General features: G+C 69.1%; 19 protein-coding genes and 1 other RNA gene. 15 read left to right on the top strand and 5 right to left on the bottom strand.

What is annotated here, in order from left to right; genetic code table 11:
- Genes JWQ81_RS34860 through JWQ81_RS34850 form a run of 3 tightly spaced genes read left to right on the top strand, consistent with a single transcriptional unit; the run spans position 1 to position 2,605 of the window.
- A complete protein-coding gene (locus tag JWQ81_RS34860) occupies positions 1 to 738 on the top strand; it encodes a C4-type zinc ribbon domain-containing protein (RefSeq protein ID WP_297548252.1) in 738 nt (245 codons plus the stop codon).
- A gap of 2 nt (positions 739 to 740) precedes the next feature.
- Entirely contained in the window at positions 741 to 1,841 is a 1,101-nt protein-coding gene (locus tag JWQ81_RS34855; protein ID WP_297548271.1) for a bifunctional RNase H/acid phosphatase, read from the top strand.
- 5 nt (positions 1,842 to 1,846) lie between these two features.
- Complete coding sequence (locus JWQ81_RS34850) at positions 1,847 to 2,605, top strand: hypothetical protein (RefSeq protein WP_297548250.1); 759 nt, start codon at positions 1,847 to 1,849, stop codon at positions 2,603 to 2,605.
- Here the strand turns inward: JWQ81_RS34850 and JWQ81_RS34845 are convergent.
- From JWQ81_RS34845 to sfnG, 4 genes are all read right to left on the bottom strand, one after another.
- On the bottom strand, positions 2,588 to 3,013 hold the full coding sequence (locus JWQ81_RS34845; RefSeq protein WP_297548249.1) for a universal stress protein: 426 nt from the start codon (positions 3,011 to 3,013) through the stop codon (positions 2,588 to 2,590). The two genes, JWQ81_RS34850 and JWQ81_RS34845, sit on opposite strands and share 18 nt — an antisense overlap.
- A 22-nt stretch (positions 3,014 to 3,035) precedes the next feature.
- Positions 3,036 to 4,289 carry an SLC13 family permease gene (locus JWQ81_RS34840; protein WP_297548247.1) on the bottom strand — a complete coding sequence of 418 codons (1,254 nt, stop codon included), beginning with the start codon at positions 4,287 to 4,289 and terminating at the stop codon, positions 3,036 to 3,038.
- A 94-nt stretch (positions 4,290 to 4,383) separates the two neighbouring features.
- Complete coding sequence (locus tag JWQ81_RS34835) at positions 4,384 to 5,571, bottom strand: acyl-CoA dehydrogenase family protein (RefSeq protein WP_297548245.1); 1,188 nt, start codon at positions 5,569 to 5,571, stop codon at positions 4,384 to 4,386.
- A complete protein-coding gene (gene sfnG / locus JWQ81_RS34830) occupies positions 5,568 to 6,710 on the bottom strand; it encodes a dimethylsulfone monooxygenase SfnG (protein ID WP_297548243.1) in 1,143 nt (380 codons plus the stop codon). Before sfnG ends, JWQ81_RS34835 begins: the two co-directional genes overlap by 4 nt.
- Positions 6,711 to 6,886: 176 nt before the next feature.
- On the opposite strand from sfnG, the gene JWQ81_RS34825 reads away from it, so the two are divergent.
- The 11 genes from JWQ81_RS34825 to JWQ81_RS34775 all read left to right on the top strand — a co-directional run bounded on the left by JWQ81_RS34825 (position 6,887) and on the right by JWQ81_RS34775 (position 19,137).
- On the top strand, positions 6,887 to 7,888 hold the full coding sequence (locus JWQ81_RS34825; RefSeq protein ID WP_297548241.1) for a serine hydrolase: 1,002 nt from the start codon (positions 6,887 to 6,889) through the stop codon (positions 7,886 to 7,888).
- Between the two features lie 14 nt (positions 7,889 to 7,902).
- An RNA gene (gene rnpB / locus JWQ81_RS34820) (RNase P RNA component class A) lies at positions 7,903 to 8,295 on the top strand.
- A 559-nt stretch (positions 8,296 to 8,854) separates the two neighbouring features.
- Positions 8,855 to 9,730: a hypothetical protein gene (locus tag JWQ81_RS34815; RefSeq protein ID WP_297548239.1), complete on the top strand. Its 876-nt coding sequence runs from the start codon at positions 8,855 to 8,857 to the stop codon at positions 9,728 to 9,730.
- A 621-nt stretch (positions 9,731 to 10,351) separates the two neighbouring features.
- Positions 10,352 to 10,621: a hypothetical protein gene (locus tag JWQ81_RS34810; protein WP_297548237.1), complete on the top strand. Its 270-nt coding sequence runs from the start codon at positions 10,352 to 10,354 to the stop codon at positions 10,619 to 10,621.
- A gap of 12 nt (positions 10,622 to 10,633) precedes the next feature.
- Positions 10,634 to 11,206, top strand: a complete 573-nt coding sequence (locus JWQ81_RS34805; protein WP_297548236.1) for a hypothetical protein — start codon at positions 10,634 to 10,636, stop codon at positions 11,204 to 11,206.
- Between the two features lie 3 nt (positions 11,207 to 11,209).
- Complete coding sequence (locus tag JWQ81_RS34800; RefSeq protein ID WP_297548234.1) at positions 11,210 to 14,200, top strand: ATP-binding protein; 2,991 nt, start codon at positions 11,210 to 11,212, stop codon at positions 14,198 to 14,200.
- Positions 14,197 to 16,293: a magnesium transporter gene (locus tag JWQ81_RS34795; RefSeq protein ID WP_297548232.1), complete on the top strand. Its 2,097-nt coding sequence runs from the start codon at positions 14,197 to 14,199 to the stop codon at positions 16,291 to 16,293. The genes JWQ81_RS34800 and JWQ81_RS34795 overlap by 4 nt, the downstream gene beginning before the upstream one ends.
- Positions 16,294 to 16,296: 3 nt before the next feature.
- Positions 16,297 to 16,911 (top strand): hypothetical protein, encoded by a 615-nt coding sequence (locus tag JWQ81_RS34790; RefSeq protein WP_297548230.1) that lies wholly within the window; start codon positions 16,297 to 16,299, stop codon positions 16,909 to 16,911.
- A 6-nt stretch (positions 16,912 to 16,917) separates the two neighbouring features.
- Complete coding sequence (locus JWQ81_RS34785) at positions 16,918 to 17,913, top strand: C40 family peptidase (RefSeq protein WP_297548228.1); 996 nt, start codon at positions 16,918 to 16,920, stop codon at positions 17,911 to 17,913.
- A 10-nt stretch (positions 17,914 to 17,923) separates the two neighbouring features.
- The gene (locus tag JWQ81_RS34780) at positions 17,924 to 18,895 is read left to right on the top strand and encodes a hypothetical protein (RefSeq protein ID WP_297548226.1); all 972 of its coding nucleotides are present in this window, start codon (positions 17,924 to 17,926) and stop codon (positions 18,893 to 18,895) included.
- 41 nt (positions 18,896 to 18,936) lie between these two features.
- Entirely contained in the window at positions 18,937 to 19,137 is a 201-nt protein-coding gene (locus JWQ81_RS34775) for a hypothetical protein (RefSeq protein ID WP_297548224.1), read from the top strand.
- A 462-nt stretch (positions 19,138 to 19,599) separates the two neighbouring features.
- Here the strand turns inward: JWQ81_RS34775 and JWQ81_RS34770 are convergent, their stop codons facing one another.
- On the bottom strand, positions 19,600 to 20,562 hold the full coding sequence (locus JWQ81_RS34770; protein ID WP_297548223.1) for an ATP-binding protein: 963 nt from the start codon (positions 20,560 to 20,562) through the stop codon (positions 19,600 to 19,602).
- Between the two features lie 136 nt (positions 20,563 to 20,698).
- On the opposite strand from JWQ81_RS34770, the gene JWQ81_RS34765 reads away from it, so the two are divergent.
- A complete protein-coding gene (locus JWQ81_RS34765; protein WP_297548269.1) occupies positions 20,699 to 22,105 on the top strand; it encodes an RNB domain-containing ribonuclease in 1,407 nt (468 codons plus the stop codon).
- Positions 22,106 to 22,255 lie beyond the last annotated feature (150 nt).

The raw sequence follows: 22,255 nt of genomic DNA, 5'->3' as shown, positions 1-22,255 counted from the left end.
GTGAAGGCAGATCCAGCCGTGCAACGGCAGTTGCTCGAACTCGCCAAGGTGGACGCGGAGCTGTCCAGGACCGAGCACCGCCGCCGTACCCTGCCGGAGCTGACCGAGATCACCGACGTCGAGAAGAAACTGCAGGACCTGCGGGACTCGAAGGTCGCCGTCGAGACTTCGTCTTCGGACCTCGACCGCGAGATCACCCGCCAGGAGCGCGAGATCGAGTCCGTCCGCGCCCGTGAGGACCGCGACCGCAAGCTGCTCGAGTCCGGCTCGGTGGCGGCCAAGCAGATGGCCGACATCGAACACGAACTGCACACCCTGGAGCGCCGCCAGACCGCCCTCGAGGACGACCTGCTCGAGCTGATGGAACGTCGTGAGGCGCTGGGCTTGGACGCCAAGCGCACCGGAGCCGAGGTCGACCAGGCCGAAGGCGTGCTGGCCGCCGCGATCTCCCGTCGCGACGAGGCCTTCGCCGACCTCGACACCACCCACGCCCGCCGCGACGAGGACCGCGCCAAGCTGGTGCCGCGGTTCCCCGCGGAGCTGCTCTCGCTGTACGAGCGCATCCGCGCGCGCGGCGGTATCGGCGCGGCGCTGCTGCGGTCGCGCCGGTGCGGCGCGTGCCAGCTCGACATCGACCGCAACGCCATCGCCGAGATCAAGTCGGCCACCACGGATTCGGTCATCCAGTGCGAGAACTGCAGCGCGATCCTCGTGCGGACGCTGGAGTCCGGGCTGTGAGAGTGATCGTCGAAGCCGACGGCGGCTCGCGGGGCAACCCCGGGCCCGCCGGCTACGGCGCGCTGGTGAAGGACGCCGCGAACGGTGACGTCCTCGCCGAGCGGCAGGACTCGCTCGGCCTCACCACGAACAACGTCGCGGAGTACTCCGGGCTGATCGCCGGGCTCCGGGCGGCCGCCGAGCTCGGTGCGTCCGAAGTGGACGTTCGGATGGACTCGAAACTGGCCGTGGAACAGATGTCCGGCCGCTGGAAGATCAAGCACCCGGCGCTGCAGCCGCTCGCGCGCGAGGCCAAGGAACTCGCCGGGCGATTCGAGCGGGTCACCTACACCTGGATCCCGCGGGCCCAGAACTCCCACGCGGACAGGCTCGCGAACCAGGCGATGGACGCGCAGGCCGCGGGCAGGCCCGCCAACGAGCCGGATGTGCGCCCGCCCGGTCAGGACAAGGTGTCGCCGGCGCGGTGGACCGGCGCGAAGGGCGAGCCCACCAGGTTGTTGCTGCTTCGCCACGGCCAGACCGAGATGTCGGTCGACCGGCGCTACTCGGGCCGGGGCGACGTCCCGCTGACCGAACTCGGCAGGCAGCAGGTCGCCGCGGCCGCGAAGCGGTTCGCCGGGATGGACGGGCTCGGCGAGTCCGTGCCGATCATCGCGTCCCCGCTGACGCGCACCATGCAGACCGCGCAGGCCGTCGCCGACGCCGTCGGCAGCCGCGTCGAGACCCACCAGGGCCTGCTCGAAACCGACTTCGGCGAGTGGGAAGGCCTCACGTTCCGCGAAGCGGCGGAGCGCGATCCGGCCGCCCACAGCGCCTGGCTCGCCGACACCGCGATCGGCCCGCCCGGCGGAGAAAGCTTCGACGCCGTGCACAGCCGCGTCCGGTTGGCGCGCGATGAGCTGATCGCCGAACACGGCGGCCGCACCCTGATCGTCGTCAGCCATGTCACGCCGATCAAGACGTTGCTGCGCCTGGGTTTGGACGCCGGGCCGTCGCTGCTGTTCCGGCTGCACCTCGACCTCGCTTCGCTGTCGATCGTCGAGTTCTATCCCGACGGCAACGCGTCCGTGCGGCTGGTCAACGACACCTCGCACCTGTCCTAGGTCCGATGGATCTGCCGGAGGACCTGCCCGCGGTGCTGGAAAGCTTCCGCGGGCCCGTCCCGGTCGGGCGGCCGCCGCACGCGCGGCGCCAGGTCGCGTCGCGGATCACGCGGTTCCTCCCGGGGCAGTATCTGACCTGGGTGCCGGGTCCGCGGTTTTCCGGCCACGTCTGGTTTTCGCTGCAGGACGCGTTGCTCGCGTCGCGCGTCGCTGCCGGCGGGAAGGCCGTTGTCACTGACGCCGACCTGGTGTTGTCCGAGCGCCGGTTCGGCCGCGTGCCCGTCCGATGGCTCGAACCGGGTGCGCCGCATGTCGAGCTGAGCCCGGAGATCGCTCGCACGATGGTCGACGACCGGGTCGGCGTGGTGGTGCCGAAGGTGCCGCGAGTGACCGATCTGATGGCCGAGGCGGTGGCGTTTTTCGAGGCATCGGCCCGGTTTGACGGACGCTTGCCCGCGCCGTTGGCCGACGACGTCGCACGGAAGTCCTTCGAGGTACTGGCGACGATCTGGTCGGGCGTGACCGGGGAAGTCGAGGACACCGTGGCGCGCGGGCCGGACGGCAAGCGGATCGGGCCGACGGTCCGCCGGTTCGAGATCGGCCGCCGTCATCTCGCGACGCTCGCGTCGGTGGACGACCTCGTCGACGCCGTCGACGAACCGCAGCTGCGCATCGACACCGACCTGGCCGACGTTTTGGAGCTCGTCCGGTGGCCATCCGAGCTGGTTCGTTTGCTCGACGCGCCCTCAGGGCCAGACGAGTAGGACTCCGCAGGGCGCGTGGTCGACGACGAATCGCGTGTGGTGGCCGAGGCTCTTCGGCCCGGCGTGGTCGCGTCGGCCGTCTCTGGCGCAAATGAGCACGTCGGCGTCCGCGCAGGCGGCGACGACTTCGTGTTCGATCCGTCCCTGCCGGACATCTGTCGCGCACGGTGTCCCCAGCCGGGCCGCGGCATCCTCGACCAAGGCCTGCTCAGCGGGTCCGACCAGCGCGGAGACGTCCGGAGCGTGCCCGTGCCGCGAGAGCAGGCCGCCGTACGCGCCCTGCATGGCCTCCGCGACTTCCGCGTCGACGACGTGCACCAGCGTCACTTCGGCGTCGGCGATCAGCCTCGCGGCGTCGACGCACGCGTGCCAGGTGCATTCGGCGATCCAGACCACGACTTTCGTCATGACCGACGAGTCTAGGCCGGTTCTAGGCCAGTGCGAGCCCGAGCCAGAGCGCCACAACGGACCCCGCGAGGCACAACGGAACCGTCCACGCGCCCAGTTTGAAGAACTCGCGCACGGTTGGCGTCACGCCCTTGCCTGCCAGGACTCGACGCCACAACAGCGTCGCCAGCGAGCCCAGGTAGGTCGCGTTCGGGCCGATGTTCACCCCGAGCAGCACGGCGAGCAGCACGCCGGTGTCGGGATGCGGGCCGAGCACGGACAGCAGGATGAGCGTCGCGGGCAGGTTGTTGACCAGGTTGGCCAGCACCGCCGCGATCAGCGCGGCCAGGAGCAGTTCGCCGAGCCCGGCCGACGTCGGCAGGATCGCTCGCAGCGCGCCGCCCAGGAGGTGCTGCGAGACGGCCTCGACGACCACGGCCAGGCCGAGCACGAACAGGCACAGCAGCGGGGACGCCTCGACGACGACCGTCCACGGCTTGATCTTGCGCCGCACGAGCCCCCGGACGGCCAACACGAGCGCGGCGGCCGTCGCGACCCAGACCGGTGCGAGCCCCAGCAGCGGCCCGGTGCCGAACCCGACCAGCGTCAGGCCCAGTACGACCAGCGCGAACACGGGTGCCGGGGTGTCCGTCTCCGGTTCGCGGTCGGACACCCCGACCAGGTCGGTGGCGAAGAAGCGCAGGAACACCACGAGTTCGATGCCGATGGTGACCAGCCATGGCAGGGCCATCAACGCGGTGAACCCGGCGAAAGTCAGCCCGGAGGCGGAAAACGCGAGCAGGTTGGTCAGGTTCGACACCGGCAGCAGCGTCGACGCCGAGTTCGCCAGATGGGTGCAGGCGTAGACGTGCGGTTTGGCGCGCAGGCGGAGCCCGATGGCGGTGGCGAAGACGACCGGCGTCAGCAGGACGACCGTGGCGTCGAGGCTCAGGATCGCCGTCGTCCCGGCCGCGGCGGCGAACGTCAGCACCAGCAGCCGGCGGGGTTTGCCGTGGCACGCCCGCGCAAGCCGTCCGCCGAGCCAGTCGAACACGCCGTCGACGCCGGCGAGGTACGAAAGCAGCAGGATCGCGGCCAGGAACCCGAGTGTCGGCAGGATCGCGAGCGCCTGCCTGCCCGCGTCCGGCGGCGTCACCAGCCCCAGCGCGAGGACGATGCCTGCCGCCGGCACCGCGACCAGTGCCTCCGGCAGCCCTCGCGGCCGGATCATCGCGAATCCGAGCACGGCGATCAGCAGCACCAGGCTGATGACCGCCGCCCATAGTCCCGAGTTCACCAGCCAACTAAAACAGCTGAAAGGGACTTTCGGCGCGGTGGATGCGCGGAAAATCCCTTTCGCTGCGTTCAGTGAGACGAACGTCCCTTTCGGATCACGTGTACCAGGTCGGCTCGGGGAGTTCGCCGAGGAGGGCATAAGCCCCGACCTCGCGACGCTTGTACGCGACGGGGTCGTGCAGGGAGTGCGTCCGCAGGTTGCGCCAGAAGCGGTCCAAGCCGTACTTCGACGCGCTCGCGCGGGCGCCGGTGAGTTCGAAGATCTTCGTGCCGATCTCCAGCCCGGTCTCGACGATCCGTTGCTTCGCCGCCGCGATGAGCACCGAGACCTCGCCGCGGGCTTCGGGTGTCAGTTCCTCGCGCGGCGCGTGCAGCACCGCCGAAATCGCCGCGCCCGCCTTGTCGACGAGCGCCTCGGCCGCCCACAGTTTCGCCTGCAGGTCACCGTAGGCGTCGAGGATGTACCACTCCTCTGTCGCGTGTTCCTTGTTGTCACCGCCGTACGGCCACGCGCGCGTGTTGTCCTTCGTGTACGTCAACGCGGTTTCCAGCGCGCCCTGGGCGATGCCGAGGTAGAAGTTCGCGAAGACCAGTTGGATGGCCGGCACGTTCAGGGTGTTGTACGTCAGCGGTCGGAACCTCTTGTCCTCATAGCCCGCAGCGCTCGCCCACGGCACGCGGACGTCGGTGATCGTCACGCCGCCGGACTCGGTGAGCCGCTGGCCGATGTTGTCCCAGTCGTCGAGGAAGACGATCCCGTCCTGCTTCGACGGCACGATCGCGAAGACGTGGTCCTCGGTGCCTTCGAGGATGCCCTCCAGCACGGTCAGATCCGACACCTTCGACCCGGTCGAGAACGACTTCCGTCCGTTGTAGACGATCTCGTCGCCGTCTTCGGTGATCGTCAGGTCGGAGTCGCGGGGGTTGACCGCGCCGCCGAAGAAGAACTGGTTGGTCGTGTACAGCTCCTCGACGGCCGCGATCTGCCCGTCGGTCGCGACCAGCCGCGCCGCCCACGCCCACAGGTAGTGGTAGCCGAGCAGTTGCCCGAGCGAGCCGTCGGCCTTCGCGATCTCGCGTGTCACCTTGTACGCGGTGTCCCAGGTCTGCCCGCCGCCGCCGTGCTCGATCGGACCGAGCAGGGTGACCAGCCCGGAATCCTTGAGCAGCTGGACTTCCTCGTACGGCGTCTTGTTCTCGTGGTCGCGCTGAACCGCGTCGACGGCGAGTTTGGCGGCGACGTCCTTCGCGTCGGCCAGCCATTGCTCGGCGGACTTTGTCATGCGAGGCTCCCTATGGGCTCGGGGTTGGCGGAACTGCGGTCGATGTCTTTTTCGAGCTCGCGGATGACGGGCAGCACGTGTTCGCCGAAGTACCGCACGTCCTCGTGGTAGTGCAGGAAGCCGAGCAGCAGCAGGTTCGCGCCGCGCCGCTTGTATTCGATGGCGCGCCGCGCGATCTGTTCGGGCGTGCCGATGAGCTGGGTGCGGAAGCCGTCGTTGTACTGGACCAGGTCGGAGAACTCGGAGTCCGCCCACATGCCCTTCTGGTCCGACGTCGAGCTGCCGGCCTGCTTGACCGCGCCGCGGAACCCTTCGACGGCCTCGACGTTGGCCTTCTCGACGATCTCGCGCAGCACGGCTTTGGCCTCGGACTCGGTTTCGCGGGCGATGAGGAAGCCGTTGAGGCCGAACTTGACGGCGTGGTTGTTCGCCGCCGCGTAGTCGTTGACCTCGTCGACCTGCTCGGTGAAGCCGTTGAAGTCCTTGCCGTTGCTGAAGTACCAGTCGGATACCCGGCCCGCGAGCTTGCGCGCGGCGGTGGAGTTCCCGCCCTGGAAGATCTCAGGATACGGCCGTCCGGGCGAACTTTCGGGCTTGGGTTTGATGTCGAAGTCATGGATGCGGTAGAAATCGCCGCCGAATTCGGCGTGGTCGTCGGTCCAGAGTTCCTTGAGGACGCGGATGAACTCTTCGGACCGGCGGTACCTTTCGTCGTGTTCGAGCCACGCTTCACCCAATTTGGTGAATTCGTCCTTGAACCAGCCGCTCACCACGTTGACTGCCGCGCGGCCGCCGGAAATCACGTCCGCGCTCGCGATGAACTTGGCCAGCACACCCGGGTGCCACAGGCCAGGGTGGATCGCGGCGATCACTTTCAGGCGTTGTGTCGCCAGCAGGAGCGCGAGGCTGAAACCGACCGATTCGTGCTGGTAGGCGGCACCGTAGCTGGCCGTGTACCGGACCTGGGTCAGTGCGTACTCGAAGCCGTTGTTTTCCGCGAGCACGGCGAGTTCGCGATTGTACTCGTAACCCCAGTCAGTGCGCTGCTCGATATCGCTGGTGACCAGACCGCCGCTGACATTCGGTACCCAGTAAGCGAATTTGAGCGGTTCGTGGAGGGCGTCAGTGGATAACGACATAGTGCTCCTAGAAAATGTCAGTATGTTCAGTGTCTTTTTCGGAGGCGCTGATCAAACGCTGAATTTCCCGGTACTGCAGCCGAGTGAAGCAGCCGCTCGCCCGAAGGGGCAACGTTGTCCACGTCCTGAGAACAAAGGGGCTGCGGACGCGAGCGGTCGGCCGATACGCTCGCTTTATGACTTCGGTGGAGCAATCCGTAGACAACGTGGCAGAGGAGACGGGCTTCTCCGGCGTCGTGCGTTTCGATGGTGAAGGCAGCTTCGCCAAGGCGTATGGCCTCGCGCATCGTGGACTCGGCGCCGCGAACACCGTCGACACCCGCTTCGCCATCGCCAGCGGCACTAAGGGGCTCACCGCGTTGACGGTGATGAGCCTGATCGACAGCGGTGTCCTCCAGCGGGAGACCACCGCGCGTTCGGTGCTCGGCGACGACCTGCCGCTGATCGGTGACGGCGTCACCGTCGAGCACTTGCTCGCGATGCGGTCGGGCATCGGGGACTACTACGACGAGAACGTCGACGATGCGGCGTTCGTGCAGCCCATCGGCGTCGACGACGTCCCGTCGGCGGAGCCGTATGTCAAAGTCCTCGGCGGCTTCCCGACGTTGTCCGCGCCGGACGAGAAGTTCAAGTACAACAACGGCGGTTACGTCGTGCTCGCGCTGATCGCGGAGCGGGCGAGCGGCACGCCGTTCCCCGAGCTGGTGAAGCAGCGCGTGACCGACCCCGCGGGCATGCGCGACACGGCGTTCCTGCGCTCCGACGAGCCTGACGCGAGGATGGCGCTCGGCTACCTCGAGCAGGAGGGTCTCCGGACGAACGTCCACCAACTGCCGATCGTGGGATCGGGGGATGGTGGCAGCTACTCGACCGTCGCGGACTTCCACGCACTGTGGCCCGCGTTGTTCGCCGGCCGTGTCGTCGCTCCGGGCAGCGTCGACGAGATGGTCCGTCGGCGCAGCGAGACGCCCGCCGAGCGCGACGGCTGGACCCGGTATGGCATGGGCTTCTGGCTCCACGAGACGCGCGACGCGGTCATGCTGGAGGGGTTCGACCTCGGGGTGTCGTTCCGGAGCGTCCATGACCGGGGCGCCGGCTTCACCCACACCGTCGTCTCGAACACCTCGCACGGCACCTGGCCGGTCACCCGCCACCTCGACGCGCTGGTCCGCCAGTAGGATTAAGCGGCGGACGAGTCGGCAGGGCGGTCGCGGAGCGTTCCGGCGCTTCGAGGAAAGTCCGGACTCCACAGGGCAGGGTGGTTGTTAACGGCAACCCGGGGCGACCCGCGGGACAGTGCCACAGAAAACAGACCGCCTCCGCTTCACGGCGGGGGTAAGGGTGAAACGGTGGTGTAAGAGACCACCAGCACCCCGGGTGACCGGGGTGGCTAGGTAAACCCCACCCGGAGCAAGGCCAAGAGGGAGCTTCGGCTCCTGCGCGAGCGCTTGAGGACGGCCCGTCCGATGCTCGCGGGTAGGCCGCTGGAGCCTGCCGGCGACGGCAGGCCAAGATGGATGGCCGCTCACCGCGGTGCCGCAAGGCGCCGCGGGGACAGGATCCGGCTTACATGCCGACTCGTCCGCCCCCAGCCACCCATCGCAACTCGTCGTCGAGTTGCGATGGTGATGGAGCCTTTGGGCTGGCTGGTTCCGTTTTACTGCGGCAGGGACCGGGGCGGACGGGGCGCCCGTGGACCGGATCTGAGGGCCTGTCGTGTGTGTGGTCGGCCGTCGGTGAACGTGGGACTCATCGACCTGAGTGTGGGACTCGCCGAGTCGGAGTGTGGGACTCGCCGACGCGGCCCGCGAGTCCCACGTTCGCCGGCGGCGAGTCCCACGTTCACGGCGCCGAGTCCCACACTCGGCTACCGACAGCGCTCTTGACCGCACGCCGACACGACCGGCCCTCAGAACAGCCAGGAAGCCCCTACTCGCCCCGGTCCTTGCCGGTGTAAACGCCACCAGCACACATCAATCAGCACCCCGGCGACCCACGGATACGATACAAGGGGCACAAAAGTACAAAAGCCCCCAGGACGTTGCGAGCGCTGGTTATCGGCGTGGGCAACTACCCCGCAAAAGCGCAAAAGTGCGCCCCTTGGGCCGGTGTTCGGCGGACATACCGCGCGGTATGGTGCGGCCATGGATCACGCTGGCGCAGCCAAGGCCGCTTCCCCTCTCACCCGAGCCCTTGACCCCTTGCACTCGGCGCAGTACTTCGCCCCGGAGACCGAGCAGTACCTGACGGCGGCCGGGCTGCGGCCGGGTCGCATGTGCTACTTCGCGAGCCGCTCGGCGGCGTTCGGCGCGATCGGGCCCGGCGGGGTCGCCGCGACCTTCTTCAACTTCAACCCGGCGCTCGTGGCACGTCATATTCCGCGTGCGTGGACGCTGGCGACGGCGGAGCAGATCCTGGCCGCCAGGCTCGAGGCCGTCGACGCGACGCTGCGCAGGCTCCTCGGTGACGAGACGCTGGCTTCGCCGGAGGTCGCCGAGGCGGCCGAGCTAGCCAGGGAAGCCACCGAGGGTTGTGTGCCGGAGGGGCGTCCGCTCTACGCCGCCCACGCTGACCTCGACTGGCCCGAGCAGCCGCACATGGTCCTCTATCACGCCGCCACGCTGCTTCGCGAGTACCGCGGCGACGGGCATATCGCAGCCCTTGTCGACCACGGCCTCAGCGGGATCGGCGCGTTGATCACCCACACGGGCATGGCCAAGGCGTTCACCCCGGATGCGGCGAAACGGACTCGGGGCTGGTCCGAGGAGGAATGGGACGCCGGGGTGGCCGTATTGGTCGAACGCGGCGTCGTCGACGCGTCCGGGGTCCTGACCGAGAGCGGCACGAAGCTGCGGGCCGGCATCGAGTCCCGCACCGACGACGCCGGCGTCGGGCCGTGGTTGCGGCTCGGCGACGACAAGGTCGAGCGTCTGCACGAGCTCGGGCGCGCCCTGAGTCGAGCCGCCGTGGCCGCCGGAGCGTTCCCGAAGGCCCTCTTCGCCACCGCGAACAAGGCCTGAACCCGGCTCGACGCGCCCGAAAAGCCCGAAATCAGGCGACGGTAAAAAGATCGCTTAACCGGGTGATCGTCACTCCGTGTAGCTGATCGACACCGTTTTCTCCGACGGCCGGTAGTCGGAATTGACCCGATCGGGAAACGATGTCGTCCTTGGCTCTTTTCGGGCGGTTCACACTCCGGACTCGGCTCATGCCGCCGAACGGGGCATGCCACACTGAGCGCGACGTGACGAGCCGGAAAATCCCGCACCCAGAGTGAGCTAGCCCTTCGCGACCGGGTGAGTTCGTACCCACACTAGGAAATACGGGTGGCTGGGGTTAAACCCTGGAGCCCTGGCAACGATGATGGAGGGCGACGGGTCGGTGAAACTGGCCGTATGGTGCGTAGGGCAGACCCGTCGATATCTACAGAGAGCGCTTTGACCGCTACACTTCGTGACACCATGACGGTGACGCGGTACCTGTTGAGCACCGGAACTCGAACCCCCGAGCCCGGCGAGCCCGAGCTCTCGACCCCGGAGCTCCCGAACCCCTGTGCCCCTCGACCCCAGAGCCCAAGAATACGGCGGAGCCCGCGGTACGGCGTCCGCCAGACCACGCTCCGCGTGACCGGGAGTTAAGCGATGACCACCATGACCACCCTCGACACGCTGGCCGCCTCCGGCCAGATCGGCACGGGAAACGTCAGCAAATGGCTGATCGACAACGTCATCCCGCTGGTGCTGCTGGCCGTTGCGGTGCTGCTGCTCTGGCTGGGCGGCGGCAAGGGTGACAACGCGGGCGTGATGCGCCGGCTCGCCGGTGTCGTGATCGCGCTCGCGATCATCGGTCTCGCCGTCAGCGGCGCCGGCGTCAACGTGGGCCAGTGGATCGCCGGCCTCTTCACAGGCTGAGGCGGGCGATTCGTGCGTATCCGAACCGATGACGAGGTCTACCGCGTCGACGCCGTGTGGCTCGGGCCGCCGAAAGCGACGTTCCCGTGGCGTGCCCGGTATGTCGCGTGGGGCGTCGGTATCCCGATCTTCCTCGCCGTGCTGACCGTCGAGCGCTCGCTCGGGTTCAGCTTCGGCTTCTTCTCGACGGCGTGGGCGTTCATCATCACCATCCTGATCACCAGGTTCATCACTTCGAAGATCAGCCACGAGCGGCCGCTCGGCGCCGTGCTGACGATGTGGGCGCGCGAGCTGAACACCCCGCGCGAGCGCACGACAGGTGCCGGTGGCGCGGTCACCGCGGGCCGGGTCCGGGTCCGGACGAGCCGTCCGGTGCCCAAGAACCGCCGCCGTGGCCGCTCGAATCGGTACAACGATGGGTATGGAGGAACTCGCGGCACGGACGGTCGCTACCGCGGCCAGTACCGCAACCTCCAGGAGACGCCGACCGAAGGCCGACCCGGCCGCCGGTCGGTGCCGGGGATCGGAACGCAGGGCACACCACGAGCGCGCCGTGGCCGCAACGCGGCCGCGGCCGGGAGGTAGTCGTTGTTCGGTGGCGGCGGAAGCCGAGGTAAGCGGGATCAGGACCCGGCTGGGCGAGACCCTTCGCCCACGGCGGGTACTTGGCAACCCCCGCAGCAGGTCCGTTCGGTGCAGGGTAAGGCGGGGGCGGTGAGCCGTCGCGGCCGTCGGCTGACCGGCGAACAGGCCGTCCCGACCTACACCCCGTCGATAGCCGCGAGAAGCATCGACGGACATCTCCTGCGCACCGGTTACGAGGTCTACGCCTGGTACCGGCTGGCACCGCAGCGCTGGTCGTTCCGCTCGGACTCGCAGCGCCGCGACCTCATCGCCGCGATCGCCGGGCAGTACGCCGAGCTCCAGGGCCGCTGGCTGCACCTGCGGGTCACCAACCGGCCGTACCCGATCCGGATGTGGGCCGAGGCGCACGTCCACAACGCCGTCGGCCGCCCGCATGACACCCCGGGCGCGCTCTCCTTCGACGACTACCTCATCGGCGAGCAGCAGCAGCTGATGGGCCGCTCGATGGCGGAGAAAGAGGTCTACATCGGGGTCCAGGTGCAGACCCGCCGCGCGGTGGACCGGGCCGTCGAACGCGCCGCCCCGCTGCTGCGGAAGATCCTGCCCGAGGCCGTCGACGCCGAGCTGACCGCGCTGGACTCCGAGGTCGAGCACCTCGACCAGGTCATCGGTTCGGCCGGGCTCGAAGGCCGTCCGGTGCACGCCGAGGAGATGTCCTGGCTGATGCACCGGTCGTGCTCGCTGGGCCTGCCGGCGCCGCGCAACCTGCCCGCCGTGCCCGGCGCGGCGTGGGAGCCCGAAGACCTGGCGAGCTTCACCGACGCCGCCGACTTCCACTCCGACCCGTACGCGCCGACGGTCACCGTGCGCGGCCGCACCGGCTCCAACGCCGGCGTCTCTCGGCATCTCGCGATCCTGACCGTCGGGCAGATGCACGGCCTGCAGATCCCCGAGGTCGACGACCCGTGGATCCAGCACGCGGACCGGCTGCCCGCCGCGGTCGAGGTCTCCGCGCGGATCTACGTCCGTCGGCCCGAAGAGGTCGCCGGCGAGCTGCAGCGCCAGATGAACAAGGTGCGTTCGCAGGTCAAGCACTACACCGACGAGCACGAGCTGGAGCCACCGCAATCGCTTGCGCGCCAGGCCGGGCGGGTGCTGGAGATCGACGACGAGATGACGTCGGGCTTCACCGCGCTGGCCACCAGGGTGCGGTCGTGGTGGCGACTGGCGGTGTCCGGGCCGACCGAGCGGGAGACGCTGCGGCTCGCCCAGCAGCTCCTCGACCTCTACAAGCCGAAGATCGCGATCGAGCACCCGGAAGCGCAGTACGCGATGGCGCGGGAGTTCATCCCCGGCGAGCCGGTCGCTTCGGGCGCGTACATGCGCCGGGGGTCGGTCGTCTGGGCCGCGGCCGCGGTGCCCACCGCGACCGCGGAGGTCGGTGACCGCCGCGGCATCCTGCTCGGCGAGACGTGCACCGCGACCCGGCGCCCGGTGGCCTGGGACCCGTGGATGGCGCAGGAGATCCGGGATGGCTCCGGGCTGACGGCCATGGTCGCCGGGCTCGGTGGCGGCAAGTCGTTCCTCGGCGGCGGCATCGTCTACAAGACGCTGCGAGCCGGCGCGCACTGGACGATCCTCGACCCGTCCGGCCCGCTGTCCCGCCTGTGCGACCTGCCGGAGATCCGGCCGTACGCCCGGCCCATCAACCTGCTCAACGCCGAGCCCGGCATCCTCAACCCGTACCGCGTGGTCGCCGAGCCGCTGCTCGAGCACTTCATGGACGAGGACGACCCCGAGCGCTCCTGGCGCCGGGAGAAGGCGCTCGCCGGCGCTACCCGTCGACGGTTGGTGCTGGACGTCCTCAGCGGTGTCCTGCCGTACGAGATCGCTCGGATGGCGCAGACCAGAATCGTGCTGCTGCGGGCCGTGCGCGCCGTCGGCGGCCGGTTCGACGCCGACCCCGGCCAGGTCATCGACGCCCTGCGCCGCGACTCGAGCGAGCACCACGAGCACGCGGTCGTCGTCGCCGACTTCCTCGACGAGATGCGCGAGCGCATGTCGCTGCTGATCCCCGAGGAGAACGCGGACCCGTACGCCGAGACCCGGGACGACCGGCTCACCGTGCTCACCATGGCCGGGCTGACCCTGCCGAAGGACGGTATCGGCCGCGAGCACTGGACGGACGCCGAGTCGCTCGGCGTCGAGATGCTCAACCTCGCCGCCTGGCTGACCCAGCGGTCGGTCTACGAGAAGCCGAAGGACCAGCGCAAGGGCGTCTGGATCGACGAGGCGTTCTTCCTGTCCGAGGTGCCGACCGGGCGGGTGCTGATGAACCGGTTCGCGCGTGACTCGCGTAAGTGGAACGTCCGCGTGCTGCTGTCTTCGCAGGTCCCGGCCGACTTCCTGAAGATGCAGGGGTTCGTCACGCTGCTCGACTCGGTGTTCGTCGGCCGTCTCGACGACGACGATGCCCAGGCCGACGCGCTGCGCCTGCTGAAGGTGCCGGTCGGCGTCGGGTACGAGCAGGTCGTCGCCGCGCTCGGCAGACGGCCGGGCGCCCAGCGCGGCGGTCTCGAACGCGACCGCGAGCCGCGGCAGTTCGTCTTCGGCGACGGTGCCGGCGGGGTCGAGCGGATCCGCGTCGACTTCTCGGGGCCGCATCTCGAGCACCTGCGCGCGGTCATGGACACCACACCGGGGTCGAAGGACGCGCGCCCGCAGGACTCGCGGATCCGGGCCGAAGCCGAGGCGGCCGCGGCCGAGATGGCCGACGAGTACGTCGCGAGGCCGCCTGAGGACGAGGAGATCGAGCCCGATTTCGAGCTCGCCGCCGAGCTCGAAGTCGGCCTGACCGAGGAGCAACTGCTGGACACACCCCTGGAGTCGCGGCAGCCGCAGTCCGGCGATGTCCAGAACGGGAACGGCAACGGAAACGGCGCTGGGGAGCACGCTCGGGCCGGGAAGAACGGCACCGGCAGGGACGCCGCGTGAACACCATCCTGACGTTGGCGTCCGTCCTGGCCGTCGCGGCGGGTTGGCACGCGCTGAAGCGCCGGGTCAGGCAAGACCCGAAACCGGGCAAGACCAAGCCGAGCCGGCTGGCCACGATGATCATGGTGGTCGCGATCCTCGGGGTCCAGCTGGTGATGACGGCACCCGCGGCGTCGGCCGCGGCCTGCGGTGAGGCGCCCAACCCGGAGCGTCCCGGCGCCGGGATGGTCGGCGCGCTCGACCCGCCGGAAGGCAACGGCGAACCGGGCAGCGCGTACATCGACTACAGCTATGCCGGGATGGTGTGGGACACCTTCCAGACCGCCTGCGGGCCGCTGTCCGGGCTGGCCTCGCCGAACTCCACGATCGACACCTGGGCCGGCAACCAGCTGTTCAACGTCGCGAAGAACATCGTCGGCGCGACGAACTCCCTGCACTACACGGTGTTCCAGGGCGGGTTGCTCAATCCGTTGTACAGCGCGGTGAAATCGGGCGCGGACAAGGTCTACAACAACATCTACACGCAGTTGTTCGGGCTGGCCGCGCTGCTGCTGTCGATCATGCTGTTCCGGAACATCTGGCGCGGTGACCTGTCCGCGGTCAGCAAACGCGCGCTGTACGCGTTGGCCGCGGTCTGGCTCGCGGCGTCGTCGCTCGCGCTGCTGCGGTACTTCGACCCGATCGACAAAGCGATCGTGCAGACCACGACGAACATCCAGGCCGGGTTCATCGACGCGCCAGGGGACACGTTCCATCGGGACCTGCTGCCCACCGAACTGCATACGCAGATCGTCTACAACAACTGGCTTCGCGGGGAGTTCGGTTCCTCGACCGTCCCGCAGGCCACCCAGTTCGGCAGGCCGCTGCTCGACGCGCAGGCGTTCACCCGCAACCAGCTGGTCGCCGGTGACGATGCCAAGACGGCTGTCGTCGACGCGAAAAAGGCCGCCTACAAGAACATCTCGACCCAGCTGGGCCCGGCGACCGGGTACTTCACCGGTGAGGACGGCAGCCGCACCGGGGCCGGGTTTCTCGCGCTCGGGCAGAGCCTGGTCTACTCGCTGTTCCAGTTGCTGGCCAAGGCTTCCGTGCTGCTGGCGCAGGTGCTGATCCGGTTGTTCACCATCACCGGGCCGTTGATCGGCCTGGCCGCGCTGCTGCAACCCGACATCATGCGCCGGGTCGCGAAGGTGGCCGGCGCGGTCGCGTTCAACCTCGTGGTGATGTCCGTGCTCGCGGGGGTGCACGCCTTGCTGCTGCAGGCGATCTTCTCGCCCTCGGACACGCTGTCGCTGCTGACCCAGATGGTGATGGCCGGGCTGGTGACCGTGCTGCTGTTCATGGTCGGGCGGCCGGTCCGCCGGCTGTGGCAGACCGTGGAGATGTCGGTCGGGCTGGTCGGCGCGGCGGTGCCGTCGCCGAACAGCGGGCTCTTCTCCCGCTTCCGCAAGAACAAGGGCGGTTCGACCCCGCAGGACGAGTTCTGGCAGACCGTGCGGGACACCGACGACGTCGTCGACGGCGAAGCGCGCGGTCCGATGGGCGCGACGGCGGGCGGCGGGCGCTTCCGGCCGGAGGCCACGATTTTCGCCAGCTCGCAGCGGCTCGACAACGTGGGGAGCCGGTCCCGCCCGGCCGCGGCCTGGTCCGGGGCGCCGTGGCCCGGTGCCGTGGGCAGCTCAGGTGATCGGCTCGCGCTGCCGTCCGGCGGTGGTGCGCCGGTGATGCCCGGGTCCTCTCCGGGTGAGGGGCTCCGCAGCGACTACGTGCTCTCGACACAAGGTGGTGGCCGGGCGAGCCGCCCGGTCGACACTTCGCCGGTCTTCGACCGCAGGTGGAGCGACGAACCGGAGCCGGTCGTGGTGCCGTCGCGGATGGCCGCGAACAGCGGGCAGTCCGATGCCGCGTACCGCGTCCCCGACTACGTCGTGCCCGCGCAGGCCGGTCGGGGGGGTTCATTCCGCCCGCAGCAGCCGCGGCGGGTGGATCCCGAAGTCGTCGCCGGCAAGCCGGTTTTCGTGCTCTACCGGCCTTCCCGCGGGCTGGAAGTGTCCGAAGACGTCCGCGACACCGACCGCGTAGTGGGGCGGTGACCCGTGCCGATCCGGACCAACCGCGGCCGCGCCGCGGTCTACCGACGCCTGTGGGGCTGGCCGTTCCGCTCGCCCAAGCACCTCGCGGGCGTGCTGATCGTGCTCGCCGTCGTCGTCGTCACGGCGGGCATCGTGCTGCCGAACGTCCTCGGCAGCAACAACCCGTCGAACAACGCGCAGCCGCAGCCGAACTTCGGTACGACGCCGGTGCCCGGCAGTTCCGAGGTCAACCTCACCGCGGTGCCGTCCGCGACGACGTCGCTGCCCACTCGGCTGACGGGTCCGCAGGAGACGCCGACTTCGGCCGCGCCGTCCACGGACGGGCTGACCGTCGCGAAGGAGTGGGCCACCGCGTGGGTCAACCATCCGGGCGGCATCACCAGCCAGCAGTGGCTCGACGGGTTGCGCCCGTTCACCACGGACGAGTTCCTGCCGCGGATGTCCACAGTGGACCCGAGGAACATCGAGGCGTCCAAGGTCACCGGTAACCCGGTGGTGGTCACGTCGTACACGAGCTCGTTGAAGGTCACGATTCCCACCGACGGACCGAAACTCAGCATCACGGTCTCGCAGACGCCGAACGGCTGGCGGGTCAGCGACTACGGCCAAGCGAGCTGAGGCGCCATGCGCATCGGGATACTGGTCGGGCTGCTGATCGTGGCGGTGTTCGCCGCGGTCGTCACCACCGGCACGGTGTCCAAGGTGGTGACCGATCAGCAGCAGGCCGCGGCGGGGATCCGGAACACCAGCTGCGACGCGGCGATCGGACCCACCCAGCCCGGTCAGCGCGACCAAGGCGCCAACGACGCGAAGAGCCTCGACCAGGAAGCGCAGGGGATCGTCGCCCAGATCATCTCGATCGGCAAGCAGCGCAATCTGTCGGCGCGGGCGTGGCAGGTGGCGATCCAGGCCGGGAAGACCGAATCCGGCCTGCACAACCTCAACCACGGTGACCGCGACTCCCTCGGCATCTTCCAGATGCGGCCCTCGATGGGCTGGGGAACTGTCGCGCAGGTCACGGACGTCGGATATGAGATCAACAAGTTCTACGACGTCCTGCTCGCGGTCCCGGGCTGGGCCCAGATGCGTCCGGGCGAGGCGGCGCAGGCCGTGGAACGTTCGCAGTTCCCCGATCGGTACAACATGTGGGAGCCGATGGCCGCGACGCTGGTGCAGAACCTCGGCCAGGTCGTCGACGCCGTCGGTTGTGGTCAGGGGCTCGGTGCGGCGCTTCCGCCGAGCAAGGTGGCTGCCTCGGCCATCCAGTTCGCGCTCAGCCAGCTGGGCAAGCCGTATATCTGGGGCGCGACCGGCCCGGACTCCTACGACTGCTCCGGGCTGATGCTGCGTGCGTACGGTGCCGCCGGGATCACCCTGGACCGGGTCTCGCAGGACCAGTACAAGGATGGCGCGATGCTCCCGGTACGCACCGCACAGCCTGGTGACCTGCTGTTTCTCGCCAACGACCCGTCGAACCCGGCGACCATCCACCACGTGATGATGTACCTCGGCGGCAACAAGGTCGTCGAGGCGCAGCAGACCGGGGTCCCCGTCCACACACGGGCGTTCTCGTTCGACGAGCACGAGCTTGTCGCGCAGGCTGTCCGGCCCGGCGTCTAGCATCGAACCCGTGGCCAGGAAATTCGGTAAACGTCCCAAGCCCGGCTCCGGCGAGCCCGACGGGGACCCGAGGGAGCTGTTCGGGGCCCCGCAGCTGCCCAGGCAGTCGGCGCGCCCCGCGTCGAGCACCCCTCTGGCCGACCAGCTCAGCCGTGGTTATCCCGGTGTCGACCAGGGGTACGTCGTGCTGCCCAGGTCGATCGCCGAATCGATGTCGCTGCCATGGCAGCAGCAGATGGCCGCGCTCCTCGCTCAGTTCCACGAGCAGCACAGCAGGCTGTCCTGGCCGATTTACCGCGTTGTGCCTTCGCGGTACGAGAAGCTCGTCGACCTCGACGAGGAGCAGTTGGCGGAAGCTGGATACCTGGTCGAAATCGACAGCGACGGCGAGATGGTCTATCGCGAACGCAGCGGCCGGAAGGTGGAGGAGCCGCGGACCACGACCGTGCTGGTGTCGTGTCTCGACCCGATCCCGCGTCCGGCCCGGCGGCAGGCGGCACCACCCGCGCCTGCCCCGGGTTCGCCGGTCACGCCGCAGACCAGTCCCGTCGCCACGCCCGCTCCGATGAACATCGGGCCCGCGCCGGTGTGGCGCACGGTGAACGCCCCCGCCCCCGCGCAGTCGGCGCCGCCCGTTCCGCCCGCGCCCGCGGTGCCTTCGCCTGCCGCGCCCCCGCCCGCTCCGCCGCAGCAGCAGGCCCCGCCCGTTCCGCCGTTGCCGGTCCCGCAGGCCGCGCCGTCGGTGCCACCGGCCGCGCCGCCTGCCCCACCGCGGGTGCCCTCGGTGCCGAGGTCCGAGCCGATCGCCCCGACCCCGCCCCGCGGTGTGTCGCTGCCGCCGAAGGCCCCGTCCGCCGACCGCGGCTGGTTCGACGAGCTGGCGGCGGCCGAGGAATCACGCAAGACCGAGGACCCGGAGCGCGGCAACGAGTTCGGCCCGACCGGCGACCCCACCGAGATCCCGTACCGCTACCGGCCCTGAACAGCGGTGCGCTCCGGGCTCGGCCGTGTCAGGCTGATCCCATGGCTACCGAAGACCCGAACCCGGACCAGGGCTGGTACTACAACACGCGCACGAAGAAGGTCGAGCACCACGACCGAGGACGCTCGATCGACCTGCTCGGCCCGTACCCTGACGAGGCCACCGCCGGCCGTGCCCTCGAAATCGCCCGTGAGCGCACCCGCCAAGCGGACGCCGACGACAAATGGGGCGAGGACGAGTAGAAGAGCGATCGTTGCGGACGCTAAGTACCGCAACTCGCCGTCGAGTTGCGGTCCAGGGCAGGGCACTTTTGTGGCTCTTGTGTCGTATGTGTGGGTCCGCGACGCCTCTGTGGTGTCGGTGTGGCTGGTGAGGTTCTTGAGGTCAGCGGGTGTGGTCGGCTGGTGGTGACTGTGGGACTCGTCGGCGTGAACGTGGGACTCGCCGGGCCGGAGTGTGGGACTCGCCGATGTGCTGTGCGAGTCCCACGTTCAGCGAGGGCGAGTCCCACAGTCAGACCGGTGAGTCCCACACCCAGTTCCGGACACCGGCATTCGCCGTACACCGACACGACCCGGCCCTTGCTGCGGTAAAACGCAGCTAGTCCACAGCAACCAGCACCCACACAGACGACCGAAGAGCCACTTTTGTACAGAAGTGCCCTGCCTTAGTGCTTAGCTAGGGCACTCTTGGGCAAAAGTGCCCTAGCTGACGGCGGCGGGGTGGGGGAGGTAGGTGAAGGCGGGGTCGATCTGGGCAGCGAGGTCTTCGCCCGTGCGGCCGTTGCCCCAGGCACGGGCATTGCGGAGGTGGAACTCCACGCCCTGACGCCGGTAGCGTTCCCAGTCGCGCTCGACGGCGTCCACAGTGGACAGCATCGACGCCAGTGTGCCCAGGTTGTGGGGCTCCAGCTCGGCGATCGGCCGCGCGGTGCCGCGTTCAGCGGCGCGGACGTGGCGGGAGCTCTCCATCCAGCCGACGAGGTCCGCGCCGGCCTGCGCGCGCAGGAACTCGACGTCCTCAGCGTCGTTGACCTTGTTCCCGATGACGACGAGCCGCACCCCGAAGTCCCGCGCGTAGTCGGCGTACTGCTTGTAGACGCCGACGCTGCGCAGCGTCGGCTCGCAGACCAGGAACGTGACGTCGAACCGGGTGAACAGCCCGGACGCGAACGCGTCGGCACCGGCTGTCATGTCCATCACGACGTACTCGCCCGCGTCGTCGACCATGTGGTTGAGCAGCAGCTCGGCCGCGCCGACCTTCGAGTGGTAGCAGGCGACGCCGAGGTCGTCCTCCTCGAACTGCCCGGTAACGGCCAGCCGCACGCCGCCGACCTCGGAGAAGCACGCTTCCGTGACCGGGTTGGCCTCGAATGGCGTCACCAGCCGTGAGCCGCGGCCCGGCGGGGTGGTCTTGATCATCGACGCGGCGTCGGCGATGAGCGGGTTGTCGCCGCGCAGGTACTCCTTGATCAGCGTCATGTTCTCGCCGAGTGTCGGCAATGAGAGCGCTTCCTCATCCGTCGCCCCGAGAGCCACCGCGAGATGCTGGTTTATGTCCGCGTCGATCGCGAGCACCGGACGGCCCGCGTCGGCGAGATAGCCGGTGAACAGCGAAGCGAGCGTGGTTTTGCCACTGCCGCCTTTGCCGACGAACGCGATCTTCACAGCGATTCCCCTTCAGTCAATGAACATGGTATCGGTTTTCATCTTCGGAAAGGCTCAACGTACACCCGACTGGCCCAACCCCGAACGGGCGATCCATCGCGGTTTCCTCGGATAGGGTTGGGTGGTGCCGCCACTCGTGATCCGCACACACATCGCCGGGGGTGACTTCGGTCGCCTGCGAGCCGAATTCGAGCTGCCGGAGTCCTTCAGCCCCGAGGTGCTGGCCGAGGCGGAGGCCGCGGCGATCGATCCGGTCGAGTCCGCCGGCGAGCGCGAAGATGCCACGCACCTGCCGTTCGTCACAATCGACCCGCCCGGCGCGAAGGATCTCGACCAGGCGATGCTCGTCGAGCGCATCGAGACCGGCTTCCGCGTGCACTACGCGATCGCCGACCTGGCCGCGTTCGTCCGGCCGGACGGCCCGATGGACCGCGCGGCCCGGCGCCGTGGTCAGACGCTCTACCTGCCCGACGGCAACGTCCCCCTGCATCCGCCGGTGCTGTCCGAGGGCGCCGCGAGCCTGCTGCCGGACGAGATCAGGGCCGCGGTGCTCTGGACCATCGAGACCGACGACCTCGGCGAGCCGACGTCGACTCGGGTGCGCCGGGCACTGGTCCGGTCCACCGCTCAGTTCGACTACGACACCGTGCAAACCGCCATCGACGACGGCACCCCGCATCCGTCGGTCGCCGCGTTGCCGGAGCTGGGCAGGTTGCGGCACGAGCTCGCCATCCGGCGCGGGGCCGTCGAACTCCAGCTGCCGGAGCAGGAGATCAGCGGCGACGCCGACGGCGGCTGGGCGCTCGCCCGGCGGCCGCGTAACGACGTCGACGCGTGGAACGCCGAGATTTCGCTGCTCACCGGCATGTGCGCGGCGCAGATCATGATCGACGCCGGTGTCGGCGTGCTCCGGACGCTGCCCGATCCGGAAGCCGACGCGGTGAGCTGGTTGCGCCGTTCCGCCCACGCGTTGGGCATCGCGTGGCCTGCCAAAGCGAGCGTGTCGGAGTTCCTGTCGACGATCGACCCCGGCCAGCCCGCGTCGATGGCGCTCTACGCGGACACCACAAGGTTGCTGCGCGGAGCGGGCTACACGGCTTTCGACGGCACAGTTCCCGCTCTGACGACGCATGCCGGCATCGGCGGCCCGTACGCGCACGTCACCGCGCCGATCCGAAGGCTCGTCGACAGGTTCGCCACCGAGGTCTGCCTCGCGGTCAGCGCCGGACGGCCGGTGCCCGACTGGGTGCGCACCGCGCTCAACGACGTCCCCAGCTGGATGACCGCGTCGGACACGCTGGCCGCGAAGGTGGAGCATGCCTGCATCGACCAGGTCGAGGCGTGGGTGCTCGCCGAGCACGTCGGCGGCGAGTTCGAGGCCGTGGTGCTGCGCGCGGAGGAGACCAGGGCGGAGATCCTCGTCGAGAACCCGCCGGTGATGGCCAAGTGCGCCGGCGAGCGACTGCCCGAAGGCGAGCGGATCGTCGTCCGCCTTACCGCTGTCGACGTCGAACGCCGGAAAGTCTCGTTCGAACGCGCGTGAGTCTTCGTGAGCGTTGCGGCCGGTTAGAGCCGGCTGTCCCAGCCCAGGACATCGTGAACAGTTTATGTCTCAGAACATCGTGAACACTTGCCCGGCCAGCCTGCATGGTCACCGGTCCGAACCCGGTGACCATGCACCATGGCCAGAACA

The sequence above is a fragment of the Amycolatopsis sp. genome (genome assembly GCF_025464955.1).
In the GTDB taxonomy this organism is placed as follows: Bacteria; Actinomycetota; Actinomycetes; order Mycobacteriales; family Pseudonocardiaceae; genus Amycolatopsis.
This window is presented reverse-complemented; position numbering and strand designations above follow the sequence as displayed.